This window comes from Nocardia sp. NPDC051832, from assembly GCF_040681285.1.
GTDB lineage: Bacteria > Actinomycetota > Actinomycetes > Mycobacteriales > Mycobacteriaceae > Nocardia.
Genome location: NZ_JBFAYL010000003.1, coordinates 59159 through 79357, shown reverse-complemented (window position 1 = coordinate 79357; position 20199 = coordinate 59159). Strand labels below are relative to the sequence as shown.

At 67.0% G+C, this 20199-nt stretch carries 20 protein-coding genes; 15 read left to right on the top strand and 5 right to left on the bottom strand.

Annotated features, from left to right (window positions below):
• Nucleotides 1–114 precede the first annotated feature (114 nt).
• The 6 genes from rpsF to AB0M14_RS18045 all read left to right on the top strand — a co-directional run bounded on the left by rpsF (nt 115) and on the right by AB0M14_RS18045 (nt 4630).
• Nucleotides 115–402, top strand: a complete 288-nt coding sequence (gene rpsF, locus AB0M14_RS18070) for a 30S ribosomal protein S6 (protein WP_209885541.1) — start codon at nt 115–117, stop codon at nt 400–402.
• Nucleotides 403–487: 85 nt separating this feature from the next.
• Nucleotides 488–1036 (top strand): single-stranded DNA-binding protein, encoded by a 549-nt coding sequence (locus AB0M14_RS18065; protein WP_364996126.1) that lies wholly within the window; start codon nt 488–490, stop codon nt 1034–1036.
• A 48-nt stretch (nt 1037–1084) separates the two neighbouring features.
• Complete coding sequence (gene rpsR, locus AB0M14_RS18060) at nt 1085–1336, top strand: 30S ribosomal protein S18 (RefSeq protein ID WP_209885537.1); 252 nt, start codon at nt 1085–1087, stop codon at nt 1334–1336.
• A 16-nt stretch (nt 1337–1352) separates the two neighbouring features.
• A complete protein-coding gene (gene rplI, locus AB0M14_RS18055; protein WP_364996124.1) occupies nt 1353–1805 on the top strand; it encodes a 50S ribosomal protein L9 in 453 nt (150 codons plus the stop codon).
• A 588-nt stretch (nt 1806–2393) separates the two neighbouring features.
• Entirely contained in the window at nt 2394–4220 is a 1827-nt protein-coding gene (gene dnaB, locus AB0M14_RS18050; RefSeq protein ID WP_364996121.1) for a replicative DNA helicase, read from the top strand.
• A 59-nt stretch (nt 4221–4279) separates the two neighbouring features.
• Entirely contained in the window at nt 4280–4630 is a 351-nt protein-coding gene (locus AB0M14_RS18045; RefSeq protein WP_364996118.1) for a hypothetical protein, read from the top strand.
• A gap of 82 nt (nt 4631–4712) precedes the next feature.
• Here AB0M14_RS18045 and AB0M14_RS18040 read toward each other — a convergent pair whose 3' ends face one another.
• Nucleotides 4713–5609, bottom strand: coding sequence for an NAD(P)H-binding protein (locus AB0M14_RS18040; protein ID WP_364996116.1), 897 nt, complete (start codon nt 5607–5609; stop codon nt 4713–4715).
• Nucleotides 5610–5689: 80 nt separating this feature from the next.
• Between AB0M14_RS18040 and AB0M14_RS18035 the strand changes: the two genes are divergently transcribed.
• Nucleotides 5690–6649 (top strand): LysR family transcriptional regulator, encoded by a 960-nt coding sequence (locus tag AB0M14_RS18035; protein ID WP_364996114.1) that lies wholly within the window; start codon nt 5690–5692, stop codon nt 6647–6649.
• A gap of 63 nt (nt 6650–6712) precedes the next feature.
• Here the strand turns inward: AB0M14_RS18035 and AB0M14_RS18030 are convergent, their stop codons facing one another.
• From AB0M14_RS18030 to AB0M14_RS18020, 3 genes are all read right to left on the bottom strand, one after another.
• Entirely contained in the window at nt 6713–8023 is a 1311-nt protein-coding gene (locus AB0M14_RS18030; RefSeq protein WP_364996112.1) for an FAD-binding oxidoreductase, read from the bottom strand.
• A 584-nt stretch (nt 8024–8607) separates the two neighbouring features.
• Nucleotides 8608–9702, bottom strand: a complete 1095-nt coding sequence (locus AB0M14_RS18025) for a serine hydrolase domain-containing protein (RefSeq protein ID WP_364996109.1) — start codon at nt 9700–9702, stop codon at nt 8608–8610.
• 98 nt (nt 9703–9800) lie between these two features.
• Complete coding sequence (locus tag AB0M14_RS18020; protein ID WP_364996106.1) at nt 9801–10211, bottom strand: Rid family hydrolase; 411 nt, start codon at nt 10209–10211, stop codon at nt 9801–9803.
• A 75-nt stretch (nt 10212–10286) separates the two neighbouring features.
• Between AB0M14_RS18020 and AB0M14_RS18015 the strand changes: the two genes are divergently transcribed.
• The 8 genes from AB0M14_RS18015 (at nt 10287) to AB0M14_RS17980 (ending at nt 18605) form a co-directional block, all read left to right on the top strand.
• A complete protein-coding gene (locus AB0M14_RS18015; RefSeq protein WP_364996103.1) occupies nt 10287–10664 on the top strand; it encodes a helix-turn-helix domain-containing protein in 378 nt (125 codons plus the stop codon).
• A gap of 78 nt (nt 10665–10742) precedes the next feature.
• Complete coding sequence (locus AB0M14_RS18010; protein ID WP_364996100.1) at nt 10743–11933, top strand: FAD-dependent oxidoreductase; 1191 nt, start codon at nt 10743–10745, stop codon at nt 11931–11933.
• A gap of 111 nt (nt 11934–12044) precedes the next feature.
• The gene (locus tag AB0M14_RS18005) at nt 12045–13745 is read left to right on the top strand and encodes a cutinase family protein (RefSeq protein WP_364996098.1); all 1701 of its coding nucleotides are present in this window, start codon (nt 12045–12047) and stop codon (nt 13743–13745) included.
• A gap of 100 nt (nt 13746–13845) precedes the next feature.
• Nucleotides 13846–14877 (top strand): LysR family transcriptional regulator, encoded by a 1032-nt coding sequence (locus AB0M14_RS18000; RefSeq protein ID WP_364996096.1) that lies wholly within the window; start codon nt 13846–13848, stop codon nt 14875–14877.
• Nucleotides 14878–14970: 93 nt separating this feature from the next.
• Nucleotides 14971–15900 carry a DMT family transporter gene (locus tag AB0M14_RS17995; RefSeq protein ID WP_364996093.1) on the top strand — a complete coding sequence of 310 codons (930 nt, stop codon included), beginning with the start codon at nt 14971–14973 and terminating at the stop codon, nt 15898–15900.
• Nucleotides 15897–16523, top strand: a complete 627-nt coding sequence (locus AB0M14_RS17990; protein WP_364996090.1) for a class I SAM-dependent methyltransferase — start codon at nt 15897–15899, stop codon at nt 16521–16523. The genes AB0M14_RS17995 and AB0M14_RS17990 overlap by 4 nt, the downstream gene beginning before the upstream one ends.
• 109 nt (nt 16524–16632) lie before the next feature.
• Nucleotides 16633–17982, top strand: coding sequence for a wax ester/triacylglycerol synthase family O-acyltransferase (locus tag AB0M14_RS17985; protein WP_364996087.1), 1350 nt, complete (start codon nt 16633–16635; stop codon nt 17980–17982).
• 23 nt (nt 17983–18005) lie between these two features.
• The gene (locus tag AB0M14_RS17980; RefSeq protein ID WP_364996085.1) at nt 18006–18605 is read left to right on the top strand and encodes a GDSL-type esterase/lipase family protein; all 600 of its coding nucleotides are present in this window, start codon (nt 18006–18008) and stop codon (nt 18603–18605) included.
• Nucleotides 18606–18621: 16 nt separating this feature from the next.
• Here the strand turns inward: AB0M14_RS17980 and AB0M14_RS17975 are convergent, their stop codons facing one another.
• A complete protein-coding gene (locus tag AB0M14_RS17975) occupies nt 18622–20199 on the bottom strand; it encodes an NAD(P)/FAD-dependent oxidoreductase (protein WP_364996082.1) in 1578 nt (525 codons plus the stop codon).

The window sequence follows — 20199 nt, the reverse complement described above, 5'->3', positions numbered from 1 at the left end:
ATCGATTTCAGTGTTGACCTGGGCCTCATGTAGCCTTGTCGGGTTGCTGACGCAACGAACCCTCCTGCCACGGACCGTCCGTGGCCGATTTAGCCCACAGGAGGTGATTGGTCCGTGCGTCATTACGAAGTGATGGTTATCCTCGACCCGAGCCTGGACGAGCGCACTGTTAGTCCGACACTGGACAACATGCTGAACGTCGTCAAGACCGAGGGCGGCAAGGTCGACAAGGTCGACATCTGGGGCCGTCGCCGGCTCGCCTACGAAATCTCCAAGCAGGCCGAAGGCATTTACGCGGTGGTCGATCTGACCGCTACCCCCGCCACGGTGAGCGAGCTCGACCGCCAGCTGGGTCTGAACGAGTCGGTGCTGCGCACCAAGGTTCTGCGCCACGGCAAGTGACCCCCTCGATTGCGTCGGTGCCTATGCCTAGGCTCTAGCGCAAAGCGAGTGCAAGGCGGACTGCACACCGAGCAGGAGGAACCACATGGCAGGCGACACGGTCATCACCGTCATCGGAAACTTGACGGCTGACCCCGAGCTTCGATTCACGCCCGCGGGGGCGGCGGTGGCCAATTTCACCGTCGCGTCGACTCCCCGTGTGTTCGACCGTAATTCGAATGAGTGGAAAGACGGCGAAGCGCTCTTCTTGCGCTGCAACATCTGGCGCGAAGCTGCGGAAAATGTCGCCGAATCGCTGACCCGGGGCTCGCGAGTGATCGTGAGCGGACGACTGAAGCAGCGCTCCTACGAAACCCGCGAGGGTGAGAAGCGCACTGTCGTCGAACTCGAGGTCGACGAGGTCGGTCCCTCCCTGCGTTACGCCACCGCGAAGGTCAACAAGGCCAATCGCGGCGGTGGCGGAGGCGGCTTCGGTGGTGGCGGCGGCGGAAACAACTTCGCCGCAGCCCAATCCTCCGGTTCCGGTGGTGGTGGCGGTCGTTCCGGCGGCGCCGAGGACGACCCCTGGGGCAGTGCGCCCGCGGCCGGCTCCTTCGGGGGCGGCGGTCGCGTAGATGACGAACCGCCGTTCTGACGAACGGCATACCTGGGCTTCGGGCCCGATAACTAACGGAGTAAAACCATGCCTAAAGCGCCCGCGCGCGAAAAGGTGCTGAAGAAGAAGGCTTGCACTTTCTGCAAGGAAGCCAAGTCCGGCACCGTCAAGATCGACTACAAGGACACCACGCTGCTGCGTAAGTACGTCAGTGATCGCGGCAAGATCCGCGCTCGCCGGGTCACCGGTAACTGCGTGCAGCACCAGCGCGATGTCGCCGTTGCCGTCAAGAACAGCCGTGAGGTCGCCCTGCTGCCTTACGTCTCCACGGCTCGCTGAGAAAGGAAGCATCGCAATGAAGCTCATTCTTACTGCTGATGTGGACAACCTCGGTGCGCCCGGCGACACCGTCGAGGTGAAGGACGGCTACGGCCGTAACTTCCTGCTGCCCCGTGGCCTGGCCATCGTCGCCAGCCGTGGCGCCGAGAAGCAGGTCGCCGGCATCCGCCGGGCGCAGGACGCCCGCAAGGTGCGCGACCTGGACCACGCCAACGAGCTGAAGCAGGCCATCGAGGGCCTGGAGTCGGTCTCGCTGTCGGTCAAGACCGCCGGCACCGGCAAGCTCTTCGGTTCGGTGACCCAGGCGGATGTCGCCGCGGCCATCAAGACCGCGGGCGGCCCCGTTGTCGACAAGCGCAGCATCGAGCTGCCGAAGTCGCACATCAAGACCGTTGGCAAGCACGGCGTCGTGGTGCACCTGCACCCCGATGTGGTTGCCAAGTTCGACCTGCAGGTCGCGGCCAACTGAGTTCACTCGAAGACCACCCTCGCGTTCGCGCGAGGGTGGTCTTCGGCTGCGCGGCGACGAGGATACGTTGATAGCCGCGAATTTGCCATTCCCTCGGGGCAACGCTCGGGTGTATCCCCGGCGAATGTCGGACCCCGGCCCTACCACCGGTTATTCGGCCTGTGGATTACTAGGAAACCGACCGATCGCAATGTGAGGCGCGGCAGCCTCCTCCACATCCGCCGTTAACCCAACACGCCCGGTTGTTCATCTCGACCGACACGCCGTGGCTTTGTTAATCCACACGCCGATTGGTCGGAAAATCACTGTCCAGCTGCATCTTTCTGCGGTGTGACCTGCGTTTTCCCCAAGTAGTCCACAGCGGCTGCACACCGAGGGGTTAACACTCCCCAAGTTATCCACAGTTGTGTACACAGGTCGGTTTGGCGACCCGCCGCGCGGTCGCCTAGGTTCATCCCGGCACCGGGGACAAAGATCGGGTTCGACAGTGCCGCAACGGTTTGCTGGCAAACGTGTCGGTACCCGGGAGTAGAACAACTCATCGATAGTGTGATCCCGGTCGAGGGGACGAGAGGACGGTCGAGTCTGGTGGCAGTCGTCGATGACCGCGGGCACACCTCGGAGTTCCCGCCCGAACCTCCCGGCGAGGATTTCGGTCGCCAGCCGCCGCACGACATGGCGGCCGAGCAGTCGGTTCTCGGCGGCATGCTGCTGTCCAAGGACGCCATCGCCGATGTCGTCGAGGTGCTGCGCCCCGGAGATTTCTACCGCCCCGCGCACCAGGCCATCTACGACACCATCCTCGACCTCTACGGCCGCGGCGAACCCGCCGACCCGGTCACCGTCTCGGCCGGCCTCGACCGCCGCGGCGAGCTGAAACGCATCGGCGGCCCGCCCTACCTGGTCACCCTGACCCAGACCGTCCCGACCGCGGCCAACGCCGGCTTCTACGCCGAAATCGTCTCCGAGAAGTCCATTTTGCGCCGCCTCGTCGAGGCCGGCACCCGCATCGTCCAGTACGGCTACGCCGGCGCCGACGGCCAGGACATCGCCGAGGTGGTAGACCGCGCCCAAGCCGAGGTCTACGAGGTCACCGAACGCCGCACCACCGAAGACTTCATGCCTCTGGAGGAACTCCTCCAGCCCACCATGGACGAAATCGACTCCATCGCTTCCCGCGGCGGCATCTCCCTCGGCGTCCCCACCGGCTTCACCGAACTCGACGAAATCACCAACGGCCTGCACCCCGGCCAGATGATCATCGTCGCGGCCCGCCCCGGTGTCGGCAAGGCTCTCGCCCTCGATACCCCGCTGCCGACACCCACCGGCTGGACCACGATGGGCGAAGTCCGCGCCGGCGACGAAATCCTCGACGCCCACGGCCGCCCCACCCGTGTCGTCGCCGCCACCGAAGTCATGAACGACCGCCCGTGCTACGAGGTCGAATTCTCCGACGGCACAGTGCTCGTCGCCGACGAGCAGCACCAATGGCTCACCGAGTCCGGCCTCGACTCGGCAAACCGCGTCGCGGTGCGGACCACCGGTGACATCGCGCATACGCTGCGGGGCTTCGATGGTGGCCTGAACCACCTGGTACCCGGAACCGCCCATTCGGGCCCCCGCCACATCGTCGATGTCCGCAAGATCGACAGCCTGCCGGTGCGGTGCGTCGAGGTCGACAACCCCGACCATCTCTACCTCGCCGGCGAAACCCGGGTGCCCACCCACAATTCGACGCTCGGCATGGACTTCATGCGCAGCTGTTCGATCAAACACGGCCTGGCCAGCGTCATCTTCTCCCTGGAGATGAGCCGCACCGAGATCGTCATGCGCCTGCTTTCCGCCGAAGCGAAAATCAAACTCGGCGATATGCGCTCCGGCCGGATGAGCGACGACGACTGGACCAAACTTGCTCGCCGTATGAGCGAGATCAGCGAAGCCCCACTCTTCGTGGACGATTCGCCGAACCTGACCATGATGGAAATCCGCGCCAAGGCGCGTCGGCTCAAACAACGTCACGACCTGAAACTCGTCGTCGTGGACTACCTCCAGCTGATGTCCTCGGGTAAGAAGGTCGAATCCCGGCAGCAGGAAGTCTCGGAATTCTCGCGACATCTCAAACTGCTGGCGAAGGAACTGGAAGTTCCGGTTATCGCGATCTCCCAGCTGAACCGTGGTCCGGAACAGCGAACCGACAAGCGCCCCATGGTCTCCGACCTTCGCGAGTCCGGCTCGCTGGAACAGGACGCCGACATGGTCATCCTGCTCCATCGCCCCGACGCCTTCGAGCGCGACGATCCCCGCGGCGGCGAGGCCGACCTGATCCTCGGCAAACACCGTAACGGCCCCACCGCTACCATCACCGTCGCGCACCAGCTGCATTTGAGCCGATTCGTCGATATGGCTCGCGGCTGATTCCGCGCATCGCATCAATTCGCTTTCCCCGCACCGGCAAGACACACCGAGGAGGGAATATGAGCGCGAAGCGTGTGCTTCCCGCTGTCGTCACCGCTGGCATCGGCGCTGTTCTTTGCGCCGGAACGCCGGCGCACGCGGAACCGCTGGCGACCAGGGTCTGCATCGAAGCGACATTCGATACGAACAAGGGCGAGTTCACCGGGCTCTGTGAAACGGCCCGGATGAACGCCGGGAATGGGCCGTACCGCATCTACGCCGCCAAAGAGGCCGGCCCGGGTACCGGGAAAATCCAATGCGCGTCCCTGGACCGGGTCGAAACGGCCGATCGCCTGCCGACCCATCTCAGGCCGTTCGTGATCGGCCGGTCGATCGGCTTCTATTCCGGGTGTAAAAAGTCCTGGTCCTGACCTTCCGGGATCAGGAGACAACCATGACCCGGCGCCCGCGCGTGTGACCGGCCTGGCTGTCGATGTGCGCCGCCGCGGCCTCTCAGTCGCGGACGGCGGGCTCGGCTACGGCCTCGACGAGGCGTTCGTCCAGGGCATCGTCGACATGAAGCGGGCCAAGGACCAGGGCCTCGACGCCGGGGCTGCTCGTACCCCGGACACCATGTCTCCCACCACCTTCGAGCAATGGTGCGCGCAGACCCTCGTGGACCAGGGTGGCGTGCAGGTCGTCGAACGACTGGCGCTCGTAGCGGACGGAGCGGCCGAGCTGTTCGGTCATGATGCGGGCCAAATCGTTCGGCGACAGATCCCGGGGACCGAGAATGGGGACGTCGGCGACGCCGGTCCAGGAGCGGTCCAGCAGCAGGCGCGCCGCGACGGCGGCGATGTCGGCGACAGCAACCATCGGGGCTTTGCGGTCGGCGTCGACGACGTCGGTGAAGACGCCTGTGGCGCGGATCGTGTCGGCCTCCTCCAGCAGGTTCTCGAAGAAGGACGGGTTGGCCAGAGCCCGGTAAGCAACGCGGGTGCCGGCGATCAGATCGTCCATGGCGTGGGAGGCCGTGACCAGGCCCGCGCGGTCGGCGACCGAGGTGCCGCGGCCCAGCGCGGAGACGCCGACGACATGGCTTACGCCGTGAGCGGCAAGCGCTTTCGCGGCGGGGCGGGTGAAGCCGGTGTAGCCGTCGTGCGGGGTTCGGGAGGAGTCGGGCGGGACGAGCCAGAAGACGGCGTCCGCGCCCGCGAAAGCGCGGTCGAGGACGACGCTGTCGGCGTGCGAGCCGGTGATCACCTCGACGTGACCGCGCGCCGCGGCCGGGAGTCGCGCGGGATCGCGGACGATTACGCGCAGTTCCTCATTCGCGGCGGGGGCGGACTCCAGGAGCTGAGCCAGTAGCGGACGGCCGATGTTTCCGGTGGGAGCGGTAATAACGATCATGTGGCCATCCTGCGAGCGGCCCAGCTTTGCCACAATGGGAATTTCAGCACTGAATCATTGACTGAAATGGAATGATGCTGGTGAACAGCCCTGATCCGGTGATCGACGCCAATCTCGCCCTCGCATTGAACGCCCTGCTGGCTGAGCACAGCGTCACTCGCGCCGCCGAGCGGCTGCACACTTCCCCCGCCGCCATGAGCCGCACCCTCGCCCGGCTGCGCCGCATCCTGCAAGACCCGCTGCTGGTCCGCGCCGGCCAGACTATGGTCCCGACCCCGCGCGCCGAGGCCTTGCGCGAGGAAGCAGCCGCGGTGGTTCGCGATCTCGGGGCATTGCTCAGCCCCGGCGCCGCCATCGATCCCGCCCACCTGACTCGCACCTTCACCCTGCAGGCCGCGGACCTGGTCGGCGCGGCCCTGACTCCCCGCCTGCTGCGCCTGGCGCAGCAGGAGGCGCCGGGGGTCTCGTTCCGGCTCCTGGCCGAAGAGCTGGAGGCCGGATCCGCACTTCGCGACGGCCGGATCGATCTGGAGATCGGATCCATCGACCACGTGGACCCCGAAACACGGGTCGAGGAACTGACCACCTTGCGCATGATGGCGGCCGTCCGCGCCGGGCACCCGCTCGCCGAACAACCGTTGACGCCAGCCCTTCTCGCCGCCGCCGAGCATGTCGCCGTCGGCCGCCGGGGCCGGTTCACCGGCCCGCTCGACACCGCCCTCGCCGCACAGCACCTGCGGCGGCGAGTCAGCGTCGTCCTGCCCAGCCACCTCGCCGCCATGACCCTCGCCGCGCGCAGCGACATCGTCTGCCTGGTACCCGCCGCCCTCCCCGGCACGGCCCAGTCCCCGCTAACCGATGACGCCGCAGCACTTGGCCTGCACCTGCTCGAAATCCCCCTGCCCCTACCGTCTTTGACCATCGGCATGGCCTGGCATCCCCGCCACGCCGCCGACGGAGCACACCAGTGGCTCCGCAATGCCATCCGTCGAACTCTCGGTGCTACAAGGCGGAATGCCATTGCCGACCAAGACATTTGAATACACAACGGGATCCGGGAACCTACGCGGCTCGCAGGTTCCCGGATCCCGGGGTTGCAGGGTTCAGCTGTGCAGCGGGAAGTTGGCTCGGATGGTGTCGCGGGGGTCGCGGGTGGACTTGATCTGCTGAAGGCGGGCAAGGGTTTCCGGATCGAAGGCCGCGGCTGCGGATTCGCCGGGCGCGAGGAAGGTGTAGGGCTTCGCGCCGGTGATGTGGGTGCCGAGGTCGTCGAGGATGCCGGCGAACCGGGTGCGGATGTCGGCGAGGAGGTGGGGCAGGCCGAGGCCGAGCAGGTAGAGGGCGTAAGGCTCGGTGATGGGGCCGCGGGCGCCGCCCTCGGGCCGCGTTTCCGCGAGAGCGCCGCCGAGGGCTCGGATCTGAATGTTGAGCAGGGGCGCCACGGGTGCTTCGATGAGGGTTTTGACCACCGCGTCGCCGAGATCGGTGAGGAGTTCACCGCGGGACAGCGACGGGCTCGGATCGGTGGGTTCGGCGGTGATCTCGCCGATCTGGGCGGGGGTGAGGGTGCCGCGGGTGTCGGCGAGGATGCCGTCGATGCTGTCGAGGCGGGCGGTCAGGGCGCGGCCTTCCTCCGCCGCACCGAGGTAGGCGAAGTCGATCGCGACGGTGGGTGCGGCGCCGGGAATCTGGTAGCGCTGCAACCAGACCGACAGTTCCCGCGGTGCGTCGGTGGTGAGCTCGGTGAAGAGTTCGAAGGCTTCCTGCGTGCGGTCGGCGGACCACATCACCCGGCCGCCGTACAGCCGCGGCAGCGGGAAGAGGTCGAATTCGATCTCGGTGACGATCGCGAAGTCGCCGCCGCCACCGCGCAACGCCCAGAACAGTTCCGGATCGGAGTCGGCGGTGACGCGGGCGGGCCGGCCGTCGGCGTCGACGATCTCGAAGGCACGGACCGCGTCCGCGGCCCAGCCGTACTTGCGAGCGAACCAGCCGAACCCGCCGCCGAGGGTGTAACCGGTGACGCCCACGACGGGATTGCTACCGGCTAGCCCGGTCAGCCCGTGTGCGGCAGCCGCGGCCTGCACCGCGCCCCACTGCACGCCGGTGCCGACCCGCGCCACCCGGCGCTCGGCATCGATCTCGAGGCGGTCCAGCGCGCCGGTGCGGATCAGAATCGCGTCCTCGATACCGCCGGTCGCGCCGTGGCCGGTCGTCTGCGTCACCACTTGCCGACCCGCGCTGCTCGCGTATTTCAGCACGTCGGCGACGTCCTGAGCGTCGGCGACCGCGACGACGCCGGACACCGGCTGCGCTACCGCCACGTTCCACGGCTGCACGGCCTGATCGAATCCCGCGTCACCGGGCAGCAGCACACGTCCACGGGCCGCGCTCCGCAATTCCTCGATACTCATTGCTCTGTCCTCGCTTGCTGTTGCTACGACTTCTAGGTTGCTACCTGGTTGACGATCTGCGGGAGGAAAGTGTGACATACAGGTCGAAACCGGACTTCCGGCGTCGAATCCGCGCGGGAGAACCGGTGCCGATGCCATTCGTTAGCTGGGTGCCACGCGGGGTGATCGCGACGCAATACACGATTCGGGTACTTCAAAGCTGTTAGCGCACAACGACTGTCGCTGAACTCGCCCTTTCATGATTTGACGCTTCCGGTTGGTAACTAAACGCTTCAACCTCTACGATTCGCAGCGGGAGTTGCTGTGTGTTGGAGACAGTCGCCGCAGAGCGAGCCGTCGAAGGAATGGACAGTAGGGCTATGGGGCCGGGGCTGGAGTTGTGCCGCGAGCGGGTGCTCGACGACGATTTCGCGGGCGGTGACGCACAACCGGGGCCGGTGGACTTGGCCGAGCCGGTGGCAATCGATTCGGTGTGCTGTTCGAATCCGGTGCCGCACAGCCACCAACGTCCACGGGTCGAGGACGTGACTCCGACATCAGACGGAGGCGGCCCCCGCTCCACGTGGACCGGGTGATGCGGATGCCTACTCCGCTGGTGCGGCACCGAAGACTTCGTTGATCAGGCGCTGGGTGGTGGCCTGGAACTCCCCGGCCAGGGACAGGTCGGCGTCGTCGATGTAGTTGAGGGTGGCGGTCATGGTCTTGCTGCCGTCCCGGGTGGCGTACATCAGGGCGCCGTGGCCGCCGTGGCCGCCGTTGTGGGTGATGACGGTGCCGCTGGCGGTTTCCTGAACGAAGACACCCAGGCCGTAGGGGATCTTGGCGTGCGGGGTGAACATCTCTTCCAGCAGGGCCGGGGGCACCAACTGGCCGCCGACCAGCGCGGAGATGAAGGTGTGCAGGTCCGCGGAGGTCGAGATCATGTCGCCGCCGCCGGAGATCCAGGACGGGTTCTGACTGGTGACGTCGGCGATCTGCTCGACGCCCGCGGCGTCGTTGTAGCGGTAGTAGGCGTGCGCGTGCGGCTCCGGGATTTCGGTGGCGGTGTCCGGGACCACGGTGCCCGACAGACCGAGCGGGCCCAGGATGAGTCGTCGCATCTCCTCGGCCAGCCCGCGGCCGGTGACCTTTTCGATGATCAGGCGGGCCAGCACGTAGTTGGTGTTGGCGTAGCTCCAGTCCGTGCCGGGCTCGAAGCGGGCCGGCTTGGACAGTGCGAATCGCACCAGTTCCGCCGGCTGGTAGGTCTTGAAACGGTTCTCCACCCAGGCCTGGCCGGACCAGTCGATGCCGGGCGCGGTGCTGCCGTCCTCGAAGACCTCGCCGGTGAAGTTGAAGACACCGCTGGTGTGCTGCAACACCATTCGCACCGTGATCCGGGCATCGAGGTCGAACTCGGGCAGGTACTCGACCGCCGGGGTGTCCAGGGCGATCTTGCCTTCGGCGACCAGTTGCAACACCACGGTCGCGAGGAAAGTCTTGGTGTTGCTGCCGATCCGGATGTGCCCGTCGACCGGCGGCGCGCCCGGCTTGCCGAGTTCGGCGACGCCGGCACTGCCGACCCAGGCGCCGAGTTCGTCGGTGACCCGCAGCGACAGGCCGGTGAATCCGGTGCCGACGAGCTCGTCGATGGTCTTCTGCAGTTCCGGGCCGTTCTGGCTGGTGGCGATGGCGTTCATGGTGGTTGCTCCTCGGGTGGGGTGCCGATCTCGTGCTGTGCCACAAACATCCACCCTGACCCGAGGTCAACCTCAACAGTGATCTGGATCACTATCTGTCAGTCGAGCACCGCGTACGCCTCCACCTCGACGAGCACGTCGGGTTCGAAGAGGTAGTCCACGCCGATCGCCGACACCGGCGGCAACGGTCGCGGCAGACCGAGTTCTTCTGCCACAGCATCGATTCCGGCGAGGAATTGGTCGTACTTGTCCGGGGTCCAGTGCGTGACGAAGAACCGCAGCCGGACCACATCGGCGAAACTCGCGCCGGCTCCGGCCAGCCCGCGGGCGGTATTGCGCAGCGCCTGGGCGAGCTGACCAGCGAGATCGCCGGTCGCGACCGGATTGCCGTCCGCATCGCGGGCGATCTGCCCGGCCACATGCACCTGGCGCGCCCCGGTACTGATCGAAACATGGTGGTACGGAACAGGACTGAACATGCCCTCGGGGCTGAGCAGTTGCACTGTCATCGAAGAGTTCCCTTCCGGAGTAGGTATCCGATGTCTACCTGGTACCGGAAGGGCACTTCAACGAGACTAGGTGGCATGCGAGAAACCGCCACCAGCCCGCCGGACGCCCCGCAGCTCACCCACCAGCACCGGGAGCTGCTGGACGAGATGCTCGACAAGTGGTCGCTGCAAATCCTGGACGCCCTCTGCGGAAAGTCGTTGCGCTTCAACGAACTGCGCCGCGCCATCCCGGTCGTGACCCAGAAGTCGCTCACCACCGCGCTGCGTCGATTGGAGCGCAATGGCATGGTCCAGCGCCGCATCGTCGGCACCCGGCCGATCGCCGTCGAGTACGGCATCACGCCGCTCGGCAAGACCTTGCAGGGCCTCATCGACGCTCTGCTGCTCTGGTCCACCGTCACATTGCCCGAGGTAGAGCGCGCGAGAACCCAGTTCGACGCTCAGCAGGAGTGAGCTGCCTCACACAGCTGTCACAACTTCCGCGCACCCGGTGTCTTCATGGCCGAACGCCTGAAACAGAGGAGAGACACCATGAGCGCGAACATCGACGTAGTTGTGATCGGCGGCGGTTACGCCGGAGTCATGGCGGCCAACCGACTGACCCAGCGCGACGACGTGACCGTGACACTGATCAACCCGCGTGCCACCTTCGTCGAACGAATTCGGTTGCACCAGTTGATCAGTGGCACCCACTCCGCGGTCGCCGAGTACGGCAAGGTGCTGAACGAGCGGGTGCGGCTGGTGGTCGACACCGTCACGCGGATCGACGCCGCCGGACGCACCGTGGCGCTGCGCGACGGCGGCACGCTCGGCTACGACTACCTGGTCTACGCGGTCGGCAGCGGCACCGCCGACCCCGCCGCACCTGGCGCGGCCGAATTCGCTTACCCGCTGGGCAGTTTCGAGGAAGCCGAGCGGTTGCGGGCCGCCCTCGAAGCCGCGCCGGCGCAGGGCACGGTGACGGTGGTCGGAGGCGGCCCGTCCGGGATCGAGACGGCGGCCGAATTGGCCGAGCAGGGCCGCGCGGTGACGCTGGTGTGCGGCGGCGTGCTGGGCCCCTACCTGCACCCGCGCGGCCGGCGATCGATCGCCGAGCGGCTGGCCAAGCTCGGGGTGACGGTGCTCGAAGGCGGCGGCGCGAAGGTGACCGGCGTGACCGGCACTGCCGTGCGACTGGCCGACGACCGGGAGCTGCCGAGCGCGGTGACCATCTGGACCGCCGGCTTCGGTGTGCCGGATCTGGCCGCGCGCAGCGGACTCAGCACCGACGCGGCCGGCCGCTTGCGCACCGACGAGACGTTGACCAGCATCGACGACGAGCGCATCATCGCGGCCGGTGACTCGGCGGCACCCTCGGATCTACCGTTCCGGATGGGCTGCCAGTCCGCTGTGCAGACCGGACCGCAGGCCGCCGAGACTGTCCTGAGCCGGATCACGGGCAACACGCCTTCGACCATCGACGTCGGTTTCGCGGGTCAGTGCATCAGCCTGGGCAGGCGCGCGGGGGTCTTCCAGTTCTCGTCGAAGGACGACCAGGCCACCAAGCGCTACCTGGGCGGACGTCCCGGCGCGCTACTCAAGGAGGTGGTCTGCTGGAGCACCGTTTGGCAGCTGAGCTACGAGGCCCGCAAGCCCGGTGCGCGCACCTGGTGGTCCAAGGACGAGAAGCGGCAGGAACTGCTGCGGTCCGTGCCGGGCGACACGCGGGTGAGCAGGGCGTAGCACACAATCCGTAACACTCACGTGTCCTGGGACGACAGCTTCCGTGACACATGGCCCGTCGGGGGGCCTGTCCATTTCTTCTTGTCGCTTCATGAAATTGGGGATCAGGACATGGCTCTTCGCGAGTTCTTTGCGCGCCATCGGATCGGCGTGGGCGTTGCCGCACCGGCGGTGCTCGGCGTGGCGGCGGTGGTTGCCGCCTCGTTCACGCTGACATCCACACCGGAAACCCGGGATACCCGGCTGACCAGCTCGGTTACCGAGTGCCACGACATGGTGACCATCTCGGTCGCCGGTCGTAACGACACTCCGAATCCGGAAACCACGGCGATGCTGGTCGACGCCAACGGCAATCCGCTGCCGGCCGCGCTGTCGGGTGACCATCGCAGCGAGTGGGTGGATCCGGTCGTCAACGCGCCCGCCGACGACGTGGAGCCCGGCTCCTATCGCGCGGTGTATGTCGCGTACCCGGCGAACATGTCCAGCTACGAGGACTCCGTGAACGCCGGTGTAGCGAATACCAAGCAAGTCATGCGGGAGATCGCCCAGGCCTGCCCCGACACCCGCTTCTCGATCGTCGGCTACAGCGAGGGCGCGGACGTGGTGCGCCGGGTCGCGATGGAGGTCGGCAACCAGGAGGCCGACAAGGACGGCAAGTACGGGATCGTCAACCCGGACGACGTGGTCGGCGTGGTCATCCTGGCCGACCCGGGCCGCTCGGCCGGCGACGGCACCTTCATCGGCGCGAAGGATCCGAACAACCCGGACAACTTCGATCAGCAGTACGGCGGCAAGCCGATCTCGGGCCAGGGCGTCATGCAGGGCACCGGCGGCGGCTTCGGCAAGCTGAACGGCAAGATCGCCTCGTTCTGCTCCGAGGGTGACCTGACTTGCGCCGCGCCGCAGAACATTTCGCTGCTGCAACTGGCGGCGAACGTGGGCCGGCAGATCAATGTGGACAACCTGGAGCGGGAGGGCCTGACCCCGGCGACGGGCCAGAATGTCGCCGAGGTGCTCGGCCGGATCGCGATGGCGGCCTTCGCCGATATCGCGGCGCAGCCGAACTGGATGAAGAGCGACGAGACGTTCCTGACTGTGCTGCTGCGGGTTTCGGATCCGGCTTACAAGCCGGGTACCGCCAAGGCGGTGCCGGTGAAGTCGGAGATCTCGACCGACGAGATGTCGCCGCTGGCCTACCTGCCGCAGAAGGTGCTCAACGAGATCATTGGGCTGATCGTGACCAACCAGAACACCATCCCGGTGGTCATGAGCGATCCCTACAAGCTCACCCTCGGCCCGAACCACACCGGTCATCACTTCGACTACTGGAAGAACGCCGATCCGGAGAACGGCAAGCCGCTGACCTCCGCCGAGTACGCGGCCGCGTGGCTGACCCATCTGGCCAAGCAGGCGCAGGCCGGTGAGCCGGTGGACAAGACGGCCACGCCGAAGTCCGAGGACGTCCAGGCGATGTACAAGGCAGTCGACGAGTCGAAGGCCCCGAAGACCACCACCCAGGCGGCCACCTCGACCAGTAAGTCGCCGACCAGCACCACCACGACGACCACGAAGTCCGATGCGGCGGTGGCCTCGACGACCCAGGCGCCGACCACGACGCCGTCCGGCACCTCGAGCTCGACGACCGCGCCGAGCACGACCAGCACGGCGCCGAGCACCACGGCACCGGCCACCACCGAGGCGGTGAAGCCGACGACCGTCGCGCCCACCACCACCGCGCCCACCACCACGGCGGCGCCGACCACCACGACGACCACGGAATCGGCCGCGCCGACCACCACCGAGTCGAAGTAGAAGCACCGCACAGCGAACCGGCCGGACTCCCTCCGGCCGGTTCGTTTTGCGTTCGGGGGCAGGCGGTGAGCGATCTCATCTCCGCGCCGGTTTCCGCACGGTGGGCGCGCCGCTTTCCGCACGCTGCCCGATTCCGCGTTGCAATGACCCTGACCTGCAAGAATTGGGGGCATGGCGTCAAGACCGGAAACAGCTACGCTGCGTTGACTTCTGCTTCACGATAGGGATCTCGATGCTGGAACGGCTGGAACTGGAGGCGTTTCTGACGCTCGCCGAAGAACTGCACTTCGGGCGGACGGCGGAACGTCTGCATGTGACGACGAGCCGGGTCAGCCAGACCATCCGCCAGCTGGAACGCCGGATCGGCGCGCCGCTGTTCGAACGCTCCAGCCGCAAGGTCGTATTGACGGTCGTCGGCAAGCAGTTGCGTGATGATCTGCGCCCCGCCTATGACCAGATCACGGCCGGGGTGGCCGCCGCCAGCAGCGGGAATCTGATCGCCCGGACGATCACGGTCGGCTTCTCCGCCCCCTGGTGCGGGAACCTGCTGGTCAAGTCGGCCCATGTCTTCCGGGACCGCTACCCGGGCAGCCTGGTCACCGTGGAGGAGATCCAGCTCACCGACCCGCTCGGCCGGATGCGTTCGGGCGCTGTCGATTTACAGCTGACCGAGTTTCCCATCTCCGAGCCCGACATCAGCACCGGGCCGATCATCTTCTCCGAACCCCGCAGCCTGATGGTGCCGGCGAATCATCCGTTCGCGAGCCGGGACTCGGTATCGCTGGAAGATCTCGCCGACACCACGCTGATCACGATCAAGAGCGACGCCGTCCCGCGCTATTGGATGGACTACTACTTTCCGCGCCGCACCCCGTCCGGGCGCCCGATCCCGCAGGGGCCCGCGGCGGTGTTCTGGCCGGAGGTACTGGTGCATGTCAGTCAGGGGGTCGGTGTCAGCACCGTTTCGGCCGCCGCCGAACAGTTTCACACCCGCCCAGGCATGGCCTTCGTTCCCTTTCACGACGCACCTCCCATCGACTACGGCTTGATGTGGCCGACCGCGCACAAGAATCCGCTGGTCGCCCCGTTCATCGAAACCGTAAGGGAACTGGCTGATTCGACCGCGCGCTGATCGGCGGCGGTACCGGATCCGGGGCATCCCGTTCCTATGTCGGATCATCGGATCTTTGGTTAGGCTCCGGGTGGATCGCAGAGGAGTAAGCCGATGACCAGGCGTGGCTGGGTGTTGTTTCTCGCGATGGGCGCGATCTGGGGCGTGCCCTACGCGATGATCCGGATTGCCGTCGAGGACTTCGACCCGTTCGTGGTGGCGTTCGGGCGCACGCTGCTCGGCGGGCTGATCCTGCTGCCGATCGCGCTGTACTCGAAATCGTTGATGCCGGTGCTGCGGCGATGGAAACCGTTGCTGGCCTACACCTTGGTGGAGATCACCGGGCCGTGGTTTCTGATCGGGTACGCCGAGACCACGTTGAACAGTTCCACCGTCGGGCTGCTGATCGCGGCGGTCCCGTTGATCGCGGTGGTGCTGGTCGCGTCGATGGGGCACGAAACCTTCGATACCCGAAGGGTGCTCGGGTTGATCGTCGGGTTCGGCGGCGTGGCGACGCTGGTCGGGCTCGATGTCGATCTGTCCAACCCGGCCGCGATCGGCGCGATCGGGCTGACCGCGATCGGTTACGCGCTCGGGCCGATCATCATCGCGCGCTCGCTCGCCGACCTGCCGCCGATGGGTGTGGTCACCGCGTCGCTGGTGCTGGCCGCGATCATCTACGCGCCGATCGCGGCACTGCGCATGCCGGAGCACTACCCGGCCGACGCCAGCTGGTCGGTGGTGGGCTTGGCCGTCATCTGCACCTCGCTGGCGTTCCTCGTGTTCTTCGCCCTGATCAGCGAGGTCGGCCCGGCCCGCGCCACCGTGATCACCTATATCAATCCGGCCGTGGCGATCCTGCTCGGCGTGACCGCGCTGAACGAACCGCTCACCGCGGGAATGGCCATCGGCTTCCCACTGGTCATCCTGGGTTCGATCCTCGGCACCGCCCGCTCGCGCAAGACCGAGACCGAGGACGACATCCAGCCGGTCCCGTGCGCCGACGTGCCGGTGCCGCCCGGCGCCTACGATGAACGGCGATGAATGACATCGCCGCGATCGGTGCGGCCTATGACGAAATCGCCGTGCTCTACGACGAACTGGTGCGCCAACCGCTCTACAGCCAGCCGTTCGACGATGCGATGCTGGCCGCCTTCACCGAGCTGGTGGGCCCCGGCGGCGCGGTCGCCGATATCGGTTGTGGTCAGGGCCGGATCGCCGCGCAACTGGCCGGAGCGGGCCTGGACGTGCGGGGCATCGACGTCTCCGACGCGCTGCTCACTATGGCGCGCACCGAATATCCGCACCTGCGCTTCGACGCGGGCAGCATGGAGGACCTCGACTTCGGCGCCGCCACCCTCGACGGCGTGGTCGCCTGGTATTCGATCATCCATCTACCGCCCGATCGCATTCCCGGGGTGTTGGCGGAGTTTCATCGGGTACTCCGTGCCGGAGGGCACGCCTTGCTCGCCTTCCAGGCGACGGACGGTTCTGAGGTGGTGGAACCGTTCGATCACAAGGTGATTCGCGCGTATCGCTGGTCGCCCGAGCGGCTTGCCGAGCTGTTGCAAGACAGCGGATTCCAGGTGCTCGCGCGAATGGTCCGGGAACCCGGCCCCGGCGAGCGGTTCGAGCAGGCCTACGTGTTGTGCTGGAAGCCACGATAATTCGCCGTACACCAGGCCGACCGGCCGGGTAACTTTGGACTATCGCTCGTCCGACAACGTGGTCGATCCGTTACAAGACTTCACCACTGTCGTCAGGGGGCGACGCTCCATGGAGTTACTCTCACCGATCGATGCCATTTTCCTGCTCGCCGAATCCCGGGAACACCCGATGCACGTGGGTGGCCTGCAACTCTTCGAGGCGCCCGAGGACGCCGGCCCCGACTTCGCCCGCTCCATCTATGAACAGGTGCTGGCGGACGACACGATCAGTCCCACCTTCCGTAAGCGTCCCGCCACCTGGCTCGGCGCACCGCAGCTGGGCTGGTCCGAAGACCCCGACGTCGAACTCGACTATCACGTAAGACGGTCCGCGCTCCCGAGCCCCGGCACCGTCACCCAGCTGCTGGATCTGGCCGCACGGCTGCACGGCCAGCTGCTGGACCGGCACCGCCCGCTGTGGGAGATCCGCGTGGTGGAGGGCCTGAACGACGGCCGCTTCGCGCTGTACACCAAGATGCACCACGCGCTCATCGACGGCGTCGCCGGGCAGCGTCTGATGCAGCGCACCCTCACCGCCGACCCGGCCGCACGAGAGCTACGTGTGCCGTGGAATCTGCCACGGCGACACCATGATCCGAAGCCGGAGGGCTCCTGGCTCGGCGACGGCGCGCGAAACCTGTTGTCCGCGGCCGGCTTCGGCCCCAAGCTGGCCCGCGCCGCGCGCTCGGCGCTGCTGGAGCAGCAGCTGACACTGCCCTTCGAGGCGCCGCGCACCATGCTCAACGTCCCGATCGGCGGCGCCCGCACCGTCGCGGTACGGTCCTGGCCGCTGGAGCGGATCAAGCAGGTGAAGAAGGCCAGCGGCAAGACCATCAACGATGTGGTGCTGGCGATGTCCGCGGGTGCGCTACGCAGCTATCTGATGGAACGCGACGCGCTGCCGGACAAGCCGTTGATCGCCATGGTGCCGATGAACCTGCGCGGCGAGGACGACACCGAGACCAGCGGCAACAAGGTCTGCGCCGCGCTGTGCAACCTGGGCACCGACGTCGTCGACCCGCTGGCCCGGCTGACCGCGATCAGCGAATCTATGCACGACACCAAGAACGTCTACCGGCAGCTGTCGAGTACCCAGTCGATGGCGCTGTCGGCGCTGACGCTCAGCCCGATCGCGATGTCGCTGCTGCCCGCCCTGGTGCAGCGGACAGCGCCGCCGTTCAACATCGTCATCTCCAATGTGCCGGGTGCGCGGGAACCGATGTACTTCAACGGCGCCCGGCTCGACGCGAGTTATCCGATGTCGATTCCGTTCGACGGTCAGGCCATGAACATCACCCTGACCACCACCGCCGAGAATCTGGACTTCGGCCTGGTCGGGTGCCGGCGCAGCGTGCCGGACATGAACCGGATCCTGGACCACCTGGAGAACGCGCTGAGCGAACTGGAGGACGCGATCTAGTCGGCGCCTGCCAAGATGGCCGGGTGAGTGCTGATGTGCGGGTGTGTTTCGTCGGGGATTCGTTCGTGGCGGGAGTGGGTGATCCGCTGCTGCTGGGCTGGGCCGGACGGCTCGGGCAGCGTGCGGTCGACGACGGCGTAGCGCTCACCGCCTACAACCTCGGCGTGCGCCGTCAGACCTCGGCGGATGTGCTGAACCGCTTCGCGTCCGAATGCGAGCAGCGGTTGCTCCCGGGAACCGATGCCCGGGTGGTGGTGTCGTTCGGCGTGAACGACACCACCTACGAGAACGGCGGGCCGCGGGTCGATCCGGAGGGGTCGGCGGCCAACTTGACGGAACTGCTCGGGCAAGCGGCCGAACGCGGCTGGCAGGTGTTGATGGTCGCGCCGCCGCCGATCAGCGAGGCCGAGCAGAACGCGCGCACGGCGGAGCTGGACGAGCGGTTCGCCGAGATCTGCGCGGCGGCGGCGGTGCCCTACGTCCAGGTACATCAGGCGTTGCTGGGCAGTGCGGTGTGGATGCGCGAGGTGCGCGAGGGCGATGGGGCGCATCCGGGCGCGGCCGGGTACGAAGTACTCGCCGCGTTGGTCCTGCCGCGGTGGCAGGAGTGGCTGTCCCGCTAGCGCGCTCCGCCCGCGCTCAGGCGGTGGCGGATTGCGTCGACGCAGCCTTTCCGTTGCTGCGCCCGGCCGCCAGCGCGGTGTGCAGCGAGGTGTACTCGTAGTCGTCGAGCGGGAATCGCTGGTTGCCGCGGCGCGCTTCGAAGAACCCGGAGGGACGAATGTAGGTGGTGTCGCCCTGGGAGTTCCGGTAGTACGTCGGCACGTGCCCGTTCAGATCGGCCAGGTAGTAGCGCAGGAACGCGGCCTTGCGGTGGATGCGCTCGTGGTAGGCGTCGTGCACGGCTTGCCGCACCTCCACCCTGGTGGCCTGGCGGCGCCGGGCTTCGGTGATGGCACGCACCGCGTGGTCGGCGGTCATTTCGACGAAGGCGTGCCAGCCGCTGCCGGTCCACGAGTACGGGCCGACCAGCATCCAGCGGTTGGGCAGCCGCGGCAGCGCGACGCTCTGGTAAGCCTGCAAGCCGTGCTCGTCGAAGAAGGTGCTCAGGTCGAATCCGTTGCGGCCCAATATCATTCCAGGCCGGTAGGTCTCCGGATCGGAGAAGACCTCGTATCCGGTGGCGAGCACGATCATGTCGAACTCGTGCCGGGTGCCGGCATCGGTCTCGATCCCGTTCGCGGTGATCCGCCGGATCGGGTCGGTGACCAGCGCGACGTTGTCCCGGTTGAACGCGAACGTGTACCCGGACATGGTGGGGCGCTTGGCGATCGGGCCGTAGTGCGGCGTGAGCGCCGCGGCCGTCTCCGGATCCCGCACCACCCGGCGCAGGTAGCGCCGGTAGGCGCCGATCGCGACCGTGTCGATGGTGCGCAGTGCGGGACGCGCCAGCCACATCGGCGCGGCCACCCCGGCGCGCAGGATCAGATCCACCGCGACCAGCACGCCCCCGTGAATCCCGGCTTGGACACCGGGAATTCGCAGGACCGCTTGCACCGCCCCGGGCACCTGCGCATCGGGCTTGGGCAGCGACCACACCGGCGTGCGCTGGAAGACGGTCAAACTCGCGACCGAACGCGCCAGCGCGGGCACGATCTGCACCGAGCTCGCCCCGGTCCCGATCACCGCGACCCGCTTGCCGCGATAGTCGTAGTCGTCGTCCCAGGCGCTGGGCCGCTGCACCTTGCCGTGGTAGTCCAGCAGCCCCGGAATACCCGGATCGGCTTTGGGATTCACGAACGCGCCGACCGCGCTGATCACATACCGCGCGGTGACCTCGCCGCCGCCGGCGAGATGCAGCCGCCACACATGCCGGTGGTCGTCCCACTCCTGCCGCATCACCTCGGCGCCGAACCGCAGGCGGGGATACAGACCGAACCGCCGCGCCACCTCGACGTGGTACGCCTTCACCTCCGCGCCCCGGGGAAAGACCCGGCTCCAGTCCGCCTTTCGCGCGAACGAGTATTGATACGCCAGCGCGGGGATATCGACGCTCAAGCCCGGGTAATGGTTTTCGTGCCAGCTGCCGCCGACGTCGTCGGCCCGTTCCAGGATGACGAAGTCGTCCAGCCCGGCCCGGATCAGCTTCACCCCCGCGGCGATCCCGCCGGGACCGGCTCCGATTACCGCGATCTCGTGGTCGTAGAGCTGTGCCAT